We start from the raw sequence: 12,808 nt of genomic DNA, 5'->3' as shown, positions 1-12,808 counted from the left end.
ATGGCGCGAGACCGCGTCGGTGGTTTCCGGGGCGGGGGGGGCGGGGGCCACCCCCCGGCCCGGCCGCGCGCCGTCCGGGTTCTCCGTGGGCTGTGGTGCGGGGGGGGGGGCCGCCCCCCCCCCCCCCGACCCCACCCGAGAATTAGCAGTACAGACGACGACATAGGGGACATAGTGCTCGACGTCAACTTCTTCGACGAGCTGCGCATTGGTCTCGCCACCGCCGACGACATCCGTCAGTGGTCGCACGGCGAGGTCAAGAAGCCTGAGACGATCAACTACCGCACCCTGAAGCCGGAAAAGGACGGGCTCTTCTGCGAGAAGATCTTCGGTCCGCAGCGGGACTGGGAATGCTACTGCGGTAAGTACAAGCGCGTCCGGTTCAAGGGCATCATCTGTGAGCGCTGCGGCGTCGAGGTGACTCGCTCCAAGGTCCGCCGTGAGCGGATGGGGCACATCGAGCTCGCCGCTCCGGTGACCCACATCTGGTACTTCAAGGGCGTTCCGAGCCGGCTGGGTTACCTGCTGGACCTCGCTCCCAAGGACCTCGAGAAGATCATCTACTTCGCCTCGTACGTCGTGACGAGCGTGGACGCGGAGTCGCGTCACCGCGACCTCTCGACGATCGAGAACGAGATCCTGGCCGAGAAGCGGCAGTCCGAGAACAGCCGCGACTCGGAGATCGAGAAGCGGGCCGCCAAGCTCGAGGCCGACCTGGCCGAGCTGGAGGCCGAGGGTGCCAAGGCGGACGTCCGGCGCAAGGTCAAGGAGGGCGGAGAGCGCGAGATGCGCCAGATCCGCGACCGGGCCCAGCGCGAGATCGACCGCCTGGACGAGGTGCTGGACACCTTCCGCAAGCTGGAGCCGAAGCAGCTGGTCACCGACGAGCTGCTCTACCGCGAGCTGCGCGACCGGTTCGGTGAGTACTTCACCGGTTCCATGGGCGCCGAGGCGATCAAGGCGCTGGTCCAGAACATGGACCTCGACGCCGAGGCCGAGAGCCTGCGGGAGACCATCCGGTCCGGCAAGGGCCAGCGGAAGATCCGGGCGCTCAAGCGACTCAAGGTCGTCGCGGCGTTCCTGAACACCCGCAACTCGCCGCTCGGCATGGTGCTGGACTGCGTCCCGGTCATCCCGCCGGACCTGCGCCCGATGGTGCAGCTCGACGGTGGCCGCTTCGCGACCTCGGACCTGAACGACCTGTACCGCCGCGTGATCAACCGGAACAACCGCCTCAAGCGACTGATCGACCTCGGCGCGCCCGAGATCATCGTCAACAACGAGAAGCGGATGCTCCAGGAGGCCGTCGACGCGCTGTTCGACAACGGCCGTCGCGGCCGGCCGGTCACCGGCCCGGGTAACCGCCCGCTCAAGTCGCTGTCCGACATGCTCAAGGGCAAGCAGGGCCGGTTCCGCCAGAACCTGCTGGGCAAGCGCGTCGACTACTCCGGCCGTTCGGTCATCGTGGTCGGCCCGAAGCTCAAGCTGCACCAGTGCGGTCTGCCCAAGCAGATGGCGCTGGAGCTGTTCAAGCCGTTCGTGATGAAGCGGCTGGTCGACCTCAACCACGCGCAGAACATCAAGTCCGCCAAGCGGATGGTCGAGCGTCAGCGCCCGGTCGTGTGGGACGTGCTGGAAGAGGTCATCGGCGAGCACCCGGTGCTGCTCAACCGGGCGCCGACCCTGCACCGTCTGGGCATCCAGGCCTTCGAGCCGCAGCTGGTCGAGGGCAAGGCGATCCAGATCCACCCGCTGGTCTGCACGGCGTTCAACGCCGACTTCGACGGTGACCAGATGGCGGTGCACGTGCCGCTGTCCGCCGAGGCCCAGGCCGAGGCGCGGATCCTGATGCTGTCGTCGAACAACATCCTCAAGCCGGCCGACGGTAAGCCGGTCACCATGCCTACCCAGGACATGGTCATCGGTCTGTACCACCTCACCCACCTCACCGCCGGTGAGAAGGGCGAGGGCCGGGCGTTCAGCTCGGACGCCGAGGCGCGGATGGCCTTCGACAACGGCGAGCTGCACCTGCAGGCGCCGGTGAAGATCCGCCTGCGCGGCGTGGTCGGTGTCGACAACGGCAACGGCTCCGAGGCGTGGAGCGCCCCGGAGGGCTGGGTCGAGGGTGACCCGCTGACCGTGGAGACGACCCTGGGTCGGGTGCTGTTCAACGAGACGCTGCCGCAGGGCTACCGCTTCGTGAACTACGAGATCCGCAAGGGTCAGCTCTCCGCGATCGTCAACGACCTCGCCGAGCGCTTCCCCAAGGTGGCGCTGGCCGCCACCCTGGACGGGCTCAAGGAGGCCGGTTTCCACTGGGCCACCTGGTCCGGCGTGACGATCGGCATGGAGGACGTCATCGCTCCGCCGCGCAAGGCGGAGATCCTGGCGAAGTACGAGAAGGACGCCGACCAGATCGACAAGCAGTACCAGCGTGGTCTGATGACCGCCGAGGAGCGTCGCGGCGAGCTGATCGAGATCTGGACCAAGGCGACCAACGAGGTCGCCAAGGAGATGGACACCGCGCTGCCGCAGGAGAACCCGCTGTGGAAGATGATCAATTCGGGTGCTCGCGGTAACCTGCTCCAGCTCCGGCAGATCGCGGCGATCCGTGGTCTGGTGGCCAACCCCAAGGGCGAGATCATCCCGCGGCCGATCAAGGCCAGCTACCGGGAGGGTCTGTCCGTGCTGGAGTACTTCATCTCCACGCACGGTGCCCGTAAGGGTCTCGCCGACACCGCGCTGCGGACCGCCGACTCGGGTTACCTGACCCGTCGTCTGGTGGACGTCTCGCAGGACGTCATCATCCGCGAAGAGGACTGCGGCACCGACCGGGCGATCCCGATGCAGATCGGTGAGAAGCTGGACGGCAAGCTCGTCGTCCACACCCACGCCGAGACCAGCGTGCACGCCCGGACCCTCGCCGACGACATCAAGGGGCCGGACGGCACCGTGGTGGCGGAGCGTGGTCAGGACATCAACTCCATCGGGGTCGACAAGATCGTCGCCGCTGGTGTGGAGACGGTCCGGGTGCGCAGCGTGCTCACCTGCGAGTCGAAGCTGGGCGTCTGCGCGGCCTGCTACGGCCGGTCGCTGCCGACCGGTAAGTCGGTCGACATCGGCGAGGCGGTCGGCATCATCGCCGCCCAGTCCATCGGTGAGCCCGGTACGCAGCTGACGATGCGTACCTTCCACACCGGTGGTGTCGCGGGTGAGGACATCACCCAGGGTCTGCCGCGTGTTCAGGAAATCTTCGAGGCTCGGGTCCCGAAGGGTAAGGCGCCCATCGCCGACACCCCCGGTAAGATCCGGATCGAGGACGGCGAGCGCTCGCGCAAGATCATCGTGGTGCCGGACGACGGCAGCGAAGAGATCGTCTACGACAAGATCTCGAAGCGGGTCAAGCTCCGTACCCACGACGGCGGTCACGTCGCGGTCGGCGAGAAGCTGACCGAGGGCACCATCGACCCGCACGAGTTGCTGCGGATCATGGGTCCGCGGGCGGTCCAGGTCCACCTGACCAGTGAGGTCCAGGAGGTCTACCGCTCGCAGGGTGTGCTCATCCACGACAAGCACATCGAGATCATCATCCGCCAGATGCTCAAGCGGGTGACGGTCATCGACTCCGGCTCGACCGAGTTCCTGCCGGGTGTGCTCGTCGACCGGGCGCTGTTCGAGTCGGAGAACCGCCGGCTCGTCTCGGAGGGCGGCGAGCCCGCCGCTGGTCGTCCGGTGCTGATGGGTATCACCAAGGCATCGCTGGCCACCGACTCCTGGCTCTCGGCGGCCTCCTTCCAGGAGACCACCCGGGTGCTGACCGACGCTGCGATCAACTCGCGCAGCGACTCCCTGGTCGGCCTCAAGGAGAACGTGATCATCGGAAAGCTCATCCCGGCCGGTACGGGCATCAGCAAGTACCGCAACGTCCGGGTCGAGCCGACCGAGGAGGCCAAGGCCAAGGTCTACTCGATGACCGGTTACCCGGAGACCGACTACGGGTTCGGGCCGGCCAGCGGGCAGGCCGTGCCGCTGGACGACTTCGACTTCGGGTCGTACCGCTAAGCACCAGTAACACGACGAGGCCCCCGGTGAAAGCCGGGGGCCTCGTCGTGTGCGTGCCGACCCACCCCTGGGCCGGGTTCGGCATGATGGGGGGATGACGACCGCACCCGGGCAGGTGTCCGTCGCCCAGCAGGGCGTGCGCCACCCGCTGGACCCGGACCCGGCCCGCGCCACGAAGGCACGGGCGGTCTTCGCGCTGGGCCTGCTCGGCATGTTGACCGGGCTGTTCATCGGTGGCGTGGTGCCGGCCACGGTGGCCCTGCAACTGGCACGGCAGGCGCGCCGGGAGGCGTACGCCTCGGGGGGGTTCCTGACCGGCGGCGTCTGGCTGCGACGGGGGGAGTGGATGGCCTGGACCGGCCTGGTGCTGGTCGCGGTCAGTGTGGTGGCCGCGGTGGTCATCGGGGTGGTCCGGTTGGCCGGCGCCCCGTTCGGCCACGACTACCCGGCGAACATGGACTGAGCCACCGGTGGCCGCGCCCGGCGCGGGCGGCGGTGCTCGCGGCGGTAGCCTGGCCGGTGTCCGCCGTGTGTCGGTGGCGGCCTTTCGACAGGAGGACCTCGTGACGGAACCGGCGCGGCCCCCTGCGGACGAACCGGCCGGCCCGCCGGACCCTCCGGCTCCGCCATCCGAGCCGAGCGACTGGGCGCGACCCGGCCCGAGCGGCGAGCCGCACCCACCGGCGTCCATCCCGGGCCCGCCACCCCCTGCGGCACCACCCCCCGGTTGGGGTCCGAACGGCTGGGGCGCGACCCCGACGCCCGGCTCCGACCAGCCTTACCCGGTCTCCAGCGCCCCGACCTCGACGCCGCAGGACTGGGGCCCGCCCACCTCCGGGCCGGGTGTGCCGCCCGGCTGGGGCCCGCCGGCGGCCGGTTCGGGAGTGCCCTACGGCTGGGGTCCGTCCTCGTCTGCGCCGAGCGTGCCGGCCGGGTGGGGTCCGTCGTCCGCTGCGCCGTCTGCGCCGCCTGGGTGGGGCCCGTCCCCGTCTGGGCCGGCTGCGCCGTACGGCTGGGGCCCGCCGTCGTCCGGGCACGGGGCGCCGCCCGGCTGGGGCCCGCCGCCGGGGCACGGCCCGGGGTGGGGTGGCCCTCCGGGGCGTTCGGTGCCGCCGCCCACCGACGACCAACGCCGGCCGCCGAAGCGGGTGGAGGGGGTTTCGGGTACGCCGTTCGGCGTCGTGCACCTGGACGTGGCACCGGTCACCTCTGGGCTGGCCATCGGGGCGCTGGCGGCGGGGATCGCCTCACTTCTGGTCTCACTTCTGGTGATCTGCTTCGGAGTGGCCTTCAAGAACGACGGCGGGGCCTGGGCCTCCGGGGCGTTCGCCGCGCTGGGTGTGCTGGCCGGCGGGGCGGCCGTCGTCGTCGGGCTGCTCGGCCGGCGGCAGATCCGGCGGCCGACCGCGCCCTCCGCGGTCCAGTTCACCGGCCGCGGGCTGGCGATGGCCGGGATCAGCTGCGGCGCGGCGGGAGCACTGCTCAGCCTGCTGGGCCTGGGTCTTGCCCTGCTTCTGACCCTGACGTGAGAGTCATCACCGAGAGATCCGGCACCTGACGGGGGTTTTCCGCGGAAGGCTTGCGGTCACCCCGGGGGCGATGGGTGCTTCTGCGGGGAAGCCGTTACACTTGTGTTCGTAGGTGCCCATCGCGGGCGACGAGGCAGGACGAGATCCGGCCGGCGGGTGTGAGACGGTCGCCGGGCCATTCCGTTTTGACCTGGGCGGTTGTGGTAGGTACTCTTTCCCCTTGTGCCCGGGCATGCCCGGGCAACTCGTGCGTGCGCTGTTTCCGGCTTACGGACGGCGGCACGACAAGCCAAAGATCCGGGGCGGGGCGACCCGCGCGCCGGTGACAAAACCCGGTACGAACGCGAGAGCGTCCGCAACGGGGCCGTGACGAGGGCGACACGCCCGACCGCGGGTGCCGGGGTCTCCGCAAGGCGGCCCTGGTCGGAATGTAGGAGAGCCGGTCATCAGGCCGGCTAACGAGCAGACGGCGCGGCCGCGGATGCGGCCGAAGGGAGCGGAGAAACCCGGTGCCCACGATCCAGCAGCTGGTCCGAAAGGGCCGCCAGGCGAAGACGACCAAGACCAAGACCCCGGCGCTGAAGGGTTCCCCTCAGCGGCGCGGCGTGTGCACTCGCGTGTACACCACCACCCCGAAGAAGCCGAACTCGGCGCTGCGCAAGGTCGCTCGCGTGAAGCTCAGCAGCCAGATCGAGGTGACCGCCTACATCCCCGGCGTCGGTCACAACCTGCAGGAGCACTCGATCGTGCTCGTCCGCGGTGGCCGGGTGAAGGACCTCCCCGGCGTGCGTTACAAGATCGTTCGCGGCTCGCTGGACACCCAGGGTGTCCGCAACCGCAAGCAGGCGCGCAGCCGTTACGGCGCGAAGAAGGAGAAGAGCTGACATGCCGCGTAAGGGACCCGCTCCGCGGCGGCCACTGGTCGCTGACCCGGTGTACAACTCGCCGCTGGTCACCCAGCTGGTGAACAAGATCCTGCTCCGCGGCAAGCGTCAGCTCGCCGAGTCCATCGTGTACGCGGCCCTCGAGGGCTGCCGCGAGAAGTCCGGCACCGACCCGGTCGTCACCCTCAAGCGGGCGATGGACAACGTCAAGCCGACCCTCGAGGTGCGCAGCCGTCGTGTCGGTGGCGCCACCTACCAGGTTCCGGTCGAGGTCCGCCCGACCCGGGCGACCACCCTGGGCCTGCGCTGGCTGGTCACGTACTCCCGCGCCCGCCGCGAGAAGACCATGGTCGAGCGGCTGATGAACGAGCTGCTGGACGCGAGCAACGGCCTCGGTGCCGCCGTCAAGCGGCGCGAGGACACGCACAAGATGGCCGAGTCGAACAAGGCCTTCGCGCACTACCGCTGGTAACACCCTGGTTCCGGCGCCTCCGGGCGCCGGAACCGCCACCAGTTGAGTCGAGACGACGATAAGTAGGGATTGAAGTGGCCGCCGCAGACGCGCTCGCCAAGGTACGCAACATCGGCATCATGGCGCACATCGATGCCGGTAAGACCACGACCACCGAGCGAATCCTGTTCTACACCGGCATCACGTACAAGATCGGTGAGGTCCACGAGGGCGCTGCCGTCATGGACTGGATGGAGCAGGAGCAGGAGCGTGGTATCACCATCACCTCCGCTGCTACCAAGTGTGAGTGGAAAGACCACACGATCCAGATCATCGACACGCCTGGCCACGTCGACTTCACGGTCGAGGTCGAGCGGTCGTTGCGGGTCCTGGATGGTGCGGTAGCGGTCTACGACGGTGTCGCCGGCGTGGAACCGCAGACGGAGAACGTCTGGCGGCAGGCCGACAAGTACAACGTCCCGCGTATGTGCTTCGTCAACAAGCTCGACCGGACCGGCGCCGACTTCTTCCGCTGCGTGCAGATGATGATCGACCGGCTGAACGCCACCCCGCTGGTGCTCCAGATCCCGATCGGGCTCGAGGGTGACCACATCGGTGTCGTCGACCTGATCGGCATGCGCGCGCTCACCTGGCGCGGGGAGACCCAGAAGGGTGAGGACTACGCGGTTGAGGAGATCCCGGCCGAGCTGGCCGACTCCGCGGCCGAGTGGCGCGAGAAGCTGATGGAGACCCTCGCCGACGTCGACGACGCGGTGATGGAGAAGTACCTGGAGGGCGATGAGATCTCCGCCGAGGAGATCAAGGCCGCCATCCGGCGTGCCACCATCGCCGGCAAGGCCAACCCGGTGCTCTGCGGCTCGGCGTTCAAGAACAAGGGCGTTCAGCCCATGCTCGACGCCGTGGTCGACTTCCTGCCGTCGCCGCTGGACGTTCCGGCGATCGAGGGTACGGCCACCGACGGCGAGACCCCGCTGCTGCGGAAGCCGTCCAACTCGGAGCCCTTCTCCGGCCTGGCCTTCAAGATCCAGACGGACAAGCACCTGGGCAAGCTCACCTACGTGCGGGTCTACTCCGGCACGCTCGATTCCGGTTCCCAGGTGGTCAACTCCACCAAGGACCGCAAGGAGCGGATCGGCAAGATCTACCAGATGCACGCCAACAAGCGGGAAGAGCGTCCGTCGGCGCAGGCCGGCGACATCATCGCCGTGCAGGGTCTCAAGCAGACCACCACCGGCGACACTCTCTCCGACCCGGCGAACCCGGTCATCCTGGAGTCCATGACCTTCCCGGAGCCGGTCATCTCGGTGGCGATCGAGCCGAAGACCAAGTCCGACCAGGAGAAGCTGGGCACGGCCATCCAGCGCCTGGCCGAGGAGGACCCGACCTTCCGCGTCCAGCTGGACGAGGAGACCGGTCAGACGGTCATCTCCGGCATGGGTGAGCTGCACCTGGACATCCTGGTCGACCGGATGCGCCGCGAGTTCAACGTCGAGGCGAACGTCGGCAAGCCGCAGGTGGCGTACCGCGAGACCATCCGCCGCAAGGTGGAGAAGGTCGAGTACACCCACAAGAAGCAGACCGGTGGTTCCGGCCAGTACGCCCGCGTGATCGTGAGCGTCGAGCCGCTTCCGCTGGACAACGACTCGCCGACCTACGAGTTCGCCAACGCCGTCAGCGGCGGCCGCATCCCCCGGGAGTTCATCCCCTCGGTGGACGCCGGTGCGCAGGACGCGCTGCAGTACGGCATCCTGGCGGGCTTCCCGCTGGTCGGCGTGAAGCTGACCCTGCTGGACGGCCAGTACCACGAGGTCGACTCGTCGGAAATGGCATTCAAGATCGCCGGCTCGATGGTGATGAAGGACGCGGCCCGCAAGGCCGATCCGGCACTGCTCGAGCCGATGATGGCCGTTGAAGTCACCACTCCTGAGGAGAACATGGGTGACGTCATCGGTGACCTCAACTCCCGCCGCGGCATCATCCAGGCGATGGAGGAGCGCAGCGGCGCCCGCATCGTCCGGGCCCTGGTGCCGTTGTCGGAGATGTTCGGCTACGTCGGCGACCTGCGGTCGAAGACCCAGGGCCGGGCTAGCTACAGCATGCAGTTCGACTCCTACGCCGAGGTTCCGCAGAGCGTCGCGAAGGAGATCATCGCCAAGGCAACGGGCGAGTAGCGCTCTGAGCAGGTGATTCGTGGTTGGTCGCGGGAGGGTTCACCCGCCCGCGGCCACCACGATCGGATCGCGTGAGACCGGGCCTGTAGGCTTCATCGCCGCAGAACCCACAAAGGCTCTCCGGCCGTCAGGCCGGAAAGGCTGTCGACAGAGTCCTAAGCGCCGACCGGCGCGCCGGGCGTACGAACCAAGAAGTCCACAGGAGGACACCAGTGGCGAAGGCTAAGTTCGAGCGGACTAAGCCGCACGTCAACATCGGCACCATTGGTCACATCGACCACGGTAAGACGACGCTGACGGCGGCCATCACCAAGGTCCTGCACGACCAGTACCCGGACCTGAACCCCTACACGCCGTTCGACGAGATCGACAAGGCGCCGGAGGAGAAGGCCCGCGGCATCACGATCTCGATCGCGCACGTCGAGTACCAGACCGAGTCGCGGCACTACGCGCACGTCGACTGCCCTGGGCACGCCGACTACATCAAGAACATGATCACCGGTGCCGCGCAGATGGACGGCGCGATCCTGGTGGTCGCGGCGACCGACGGCCCGATGCCGCAGACCCGCGAGCACGTGCTGCTGGCCCGTCAGGTCGGTGTGCCGTACATCGTCGTGGCGCTCAACAAGAGCGACATGGTCGATGACGAGGAGCTCCTGGAGCTCGTCGAGCTCGAGGTCCGTGAGCTGCTCTCCTCGCAGGAGTACCCGGGTGACGACCTGCCGGTCGTTCGGGTTTCGGCGCTGAAGGCCCTCGAGGGTGACCCCGAGTGGACCGGCAAGCTGCTGGACCTGATGACCGCTGTCGACACCTCGATCCCGCAGCCGGAGCGCGAGGTCGACAAGCCGTTCCTGATGCCGGTTGAGGACGTCTTCACGATCACCGGTCGTGGCACCGTCGTCACCGGTCGCGTGGAGCGCGGCGTTCTCCTGCCGAACGAGGATGTCGAGCTCGTCGGTATCAAGGAGAAGAGCTTCAAGACCAAGGTCACCGCGATCGAGATGTTCCGGAAGACCCTGGACGACGCCCGCGCAGGCGAGAACGTCGGCCTGCTGCTGCGTGGTACCAAGCGCGACGAGGTCGAGCGCGGCATGGTCGTCGTGAAGCCGGGCTCGAACACCCCGCACACGGAGTTCGAGGCGACGGTCTACATCCTCTCCAAGGAGGAGGGTGGCCGTCACACCCCGTTCTTCCAGAACTACCGTCCGCAGTTCTACTTCCGGACCACTGACGTCACCGGTGTCGTCACCCTCCCCGAGGGCACCGAGATGGTCATGCCGGGTGACAACACGTCCATGTCGGTGAAGCTGATCCAGCCCATCGCCATGGAGGAGAACCTCAAGTTCGCGATCCGCGAGGGTGGCCGCACCGTCGGCGCCGGGTTCGTCACCAAGATTAACAAGTGAACTAGGTAACCCCGATTAGACCCGCCGCCGGTCGTGCGGCATACTAGTCAGGTTGCGTAACGACAGTTCGTCGCCTGTGTTCGGCTTTCGCTGAACCTCCGGGTGGCGAGGCAGTCGAGCGTAGGGTGGTTGGCGGCCCAGTCGCCAACCACCCTCGCACGGCGTTCAGGTCGCGGTAATGCGATCGGCGCCTTGACCCCCCGTGCGGTCGGCACCACTCCGGTACCTAGGGGCGGAGCTCGGCCCGAGGGCGCGACACGCCCGACCGCGGGGGTCGGCGAAGTGGGCCTGTGCCAGCCGGTACAGGCGCCCGCAACACAGCGGCATCGAGAGAAGGAACAGAAGCCACCATGGCGGGACAGAAGATCCGCATCCGGCTCAAGGCCTATGACCACGAGGTCGTCGACTCCTCGGCTCGGAAGATCGTCGAGACGGTGACGCGCACCGGGGCGCAGGTCGCGGGCCCGGTGCCGCTGCCCACGGAGATCAACCGTTTCTGCGTTATCCGCTCGCCGCACAAGTACAAGGACTCGCGCGAGCACTTCGAGATGCGCACGCACAAGCGGCTGATCGACATCATCGACCCGACCCCGAAGACGGTCGACTCGCTCATGCGCCTCGACCTGCCGGCTGGCGTCGACATCGAGATCAAGCTGTAGGGACCGGACAAATGGACAGGCAAGTCAAGGGGATCCTGGGCGCCAAGCTCGGCATGACCCAGGTCTGGGAGAACAACCGTGTTGTTCCCGTGACCGTGGTCGAGGCCGGCCCGTGCGTCATCAGCCAGGTTCGTAGCGCCGAGAAGGACGGTTACTCCGCGGTCCAGCTCGCGTACGGCACCATCGACCCGCGCAAGGTCAAGAAGCCGATCAGCGGGCACTACGCCAAGGCGGACGTGGCGCCGCGCCGGCACATCGTCGAGCTGCGCACCACTGACGCTGGGGAATACTCGCTCGGCCAGGAAGTCACTGTCGAGGAGTTCCCGGCCGGCGTCACCATCGACGTCACCGGCAAGACCAAGGGCAAGGGCTACGCCGGCCCGATGAAGCGGCACGGCTTCCACGGCCTGGGCGCCGGGCACGGCGTCGAGCGCAAGCACCGCTCGCCCGGCTCCATCGGCGCCTGCGCCACTCCGGGTCGTGTCTTCAAGGGCACCCGGATGGCCGGCCGTATGGGTGGCGTTCGGTACACCGTGCAGAACCTCACCGTCCAGGCGGTCGACACCGAGAACAACCTGCTGCTCGTCCGGGGTGCCATTCCTGGTCCCAAGGGCGCGCTCGTTCTGGTCCGTACCGCGGCCAAGAGCAAGGTGAAGAAGGGCGGTGCGGCCAAGTGACCACCGTTGACGTGCGCACCGTCGAAGGCACCACCAGCGGCTCCGTGGAGCTGCCGGAGGACATCTTCGACGTGCAGGCCAACGTCGCGCTGATGCACCAGGTCGTGGTGGCCCAGCTCGCGGCGGCCCGACAGGGCACGCACAAGGCCAAGACCCGCGGCGAGGTCGCCGGTGGCGGCAAGAAGCCGTACAAGCAGAAGGGCACCGGTCGCGCCCGGCAGGGCTCGATCCGCGCGCCGCAGTTCGCCGGCGGTGGCGTCGTGCACGGTCCCGTGCCGCGCGACTACAGCCAGCGGACCCCGAAGAAGATGAAGGCCGCCGCTCTGCGGGGTGCCCTCTCCGACCGGGCCCGCGCCGGGCAGGTGCACGTCGTCGAGGCGTTCGTCTCGGGCGAGAAGCCGTCGACCAAGGCGGCCCTGGCCACGCTGACCAAGCTCACCGAGGCCCGTCGGGTCCTGGTCGTGCTGAGCAGCACCGACGAGCTGAACTGGGTGTCGCTGCGCAATGAGCCGCGCGTGCACCTGATCGAGTCCGGCCAGCTGAACACGTACGACGTGCTCGTGGCCGACGACGTGGTCTTCACCAAGGACGCCCTGGACGAGTTCCTGGGCGTGCCCGCCGAGACCACCGAGGAGGGTGGCAAGTGAGCACGATCGCCGACCCGCGCGACATCATCGTGGCGCCGGTCGTCTCGGAGAAGAGCTACAGCGAGCTGAACCGGAACTGGTACACCTTCCTGGTGCACCCGGACGCGAACAAGACCGAGATCAAGATCGCTATCCAGCAGATCTTCAACGTCCGCGTCCTGACGGTCAACACGCTCAACCGCCAGGGTAAGCGCAAGCGCACCAAGACCGGCTTCGGTCAGCGCAAGGCGACCAAGCGGGCGATCGTGAAGCTGGCTGACGGTGACCGCATCGAGGCCTTCGGCGGCCCGGTCAGCTGAGG

11 protein-coding genes are annotated in these 12,808 nt (G+C 68.1%); all 11 read left to right on the top strand.

Going from position 1 to position 12,808, the window contains the following annotated elements; all coding sequences use genetic code 11:
• Positions 1-174 precede the first annotated feature (174 nt).
• Positions 175-4,062 carry a DNA-directed RNA polymerase subunit beta' gene (locus tag ABZ794_RS16025; RefSeq protein WP_210784124.1) on the top strand — a complete coding sequence of 1,296 codons (3,888 nt, stop codon included), beginning with the start codon at positions 175-177 and terminating at the stop codon, positions 4,060-4,062.
• Between the two features lie 94 nt (positions 4,063-4,156).
• The gene (locus tag ABZ794_RS16020) at positions 4,157-4,525 is read left to right on the top strand and encodes a hypothetical protein (RefSeq protein ID WP_210784125.1); all 369 of its coding nucleotides are present in this window, start codon (positions 4,157-4,159) and stop codon (positions 4,523-4,525) included.
• A gap of 685 nt (positions 4,526-5,210) precedes the next feature.
• Positions 5,211-5,591, top strand: a complete 381-nt coding sequence (locus ABZ794_RS16015; protein ID WP_210784145.1) for a hypothetical protein — start codon at positions 5,211-5,213, stop codon at positions 5,589-5,591.
• Positions 5,592-6,100: 509 nt separating this feature from the next.
• Entirely contained in the window at positions 6,101-6,475 is a 375-nt protein-coding gene (gene rpsL / locus ABZ794_RS16010; protein WP_007465318.1) for a 30S ribosomal protein S12, read from the top strand.
• Position 6,476: 1 nt separating this feature from the next.
• Positions 6,477-6,947, top strand: a complete 471-nt coding sequence (rpsG, locus tag ABZ794_RS16005; RefSeq protein ID WP_007465317.1) for a 30S ribosomal protein S7 — start codon at positions 6,477-6,479, stop codon at positions 6,945-6,947.
• A 74-nt stretch (positions 6,948-7,021) separates the two neighbouring features.
• Positions 7,022-9,118 carry an elongation factor G gene (gene fusA, locus ABZ794_RS16000; protein WP_210784126.1) on the top strand — a complete coding sequence of 699 codons (2,097 nt, stop codon included), beginning with the start codon at positions 7,022-7,024 and terminating at the stop codon, positions 9,116-9,118.
• A 212-nt stretch (positions 9,119-9,330) separates the two neighbouring features.
• The gene (gene tuf / locus ABZ794_RS15995; protein ID WP_030489585.1) at positions 9,331-10,524 is read left to right on the top strand and encodes an elongation factor Tu; all 1,194 of its coding nucleotides are present in this window, start codon (positions 9,331-9,333) and stop codon (positions 10,522-10,524) included.
• Between the two features lie 350 nt (positions 10,525-10,874).
• Entirely contained in the window at positions 10,875-11,183 is a 309-nt protein-coding gene (rpsJ, locus tag ABZ794_RS15990) for a 30S ribosomal protein S10 (RefSeq protein WP_007073037.1), read from the top strand.
• Between the two features lie 11 nt (positions 11,184-11,194).
• The gene (gene rplC / locus ABZ794_RS15985) at positions 11,195-11,860 is read left to right on the top strand and encodes a 50S ribosomal protein L3 (protein ID WP_091402403.1); all 666 of its coding nucleotides are present in this window, start codon (positions 11,195-11,197) and stop codon (positions 11,858-11,860) included.
• A complete protein-coding gene (gene rplD, locus ABZ794_RS15980) occupies positions 11,857-12,507 on the top strand; it encodes a 50S ribosomal protein L4 (protein ID WP_030489587.1) in 651 nt (216 codons plus the stop codon). The genes rplC and rplD overlap by 4 nt, the downstream gene beginning before the upstream one ends.
• Complete coding sequence (gene rplW, locus ABZ794_RS15975) at positions 12,504-12,806, top strand: 50S ribosomal protein L23 (protein WP_007465304.1); 303 nt, start codon at positions 12,504-12,506, stop codon at positions 12,804-12,806. The genes rplD and rplW overlap by 4 nt, the downstream gene beginning before the upstream one ends.
• Positions 12,807-12,808: the final 2 nt, after the last annotated feature.

This window comes from Micromonospora sp. NPDC047187, from assembly GCF_040643355.1.
Classification (GTDB): domain Bacteria; phylum Actinomycetota; class Actinomycetes; order Mycobacteriales; family Micromonosporaceae; genus Micromonospora; species Micromonospora salmantinae.
Note: the sequence above shows the minus strand (reverse complement) of the source record. Positions and strands in the feature narration are given on the sequence as shown.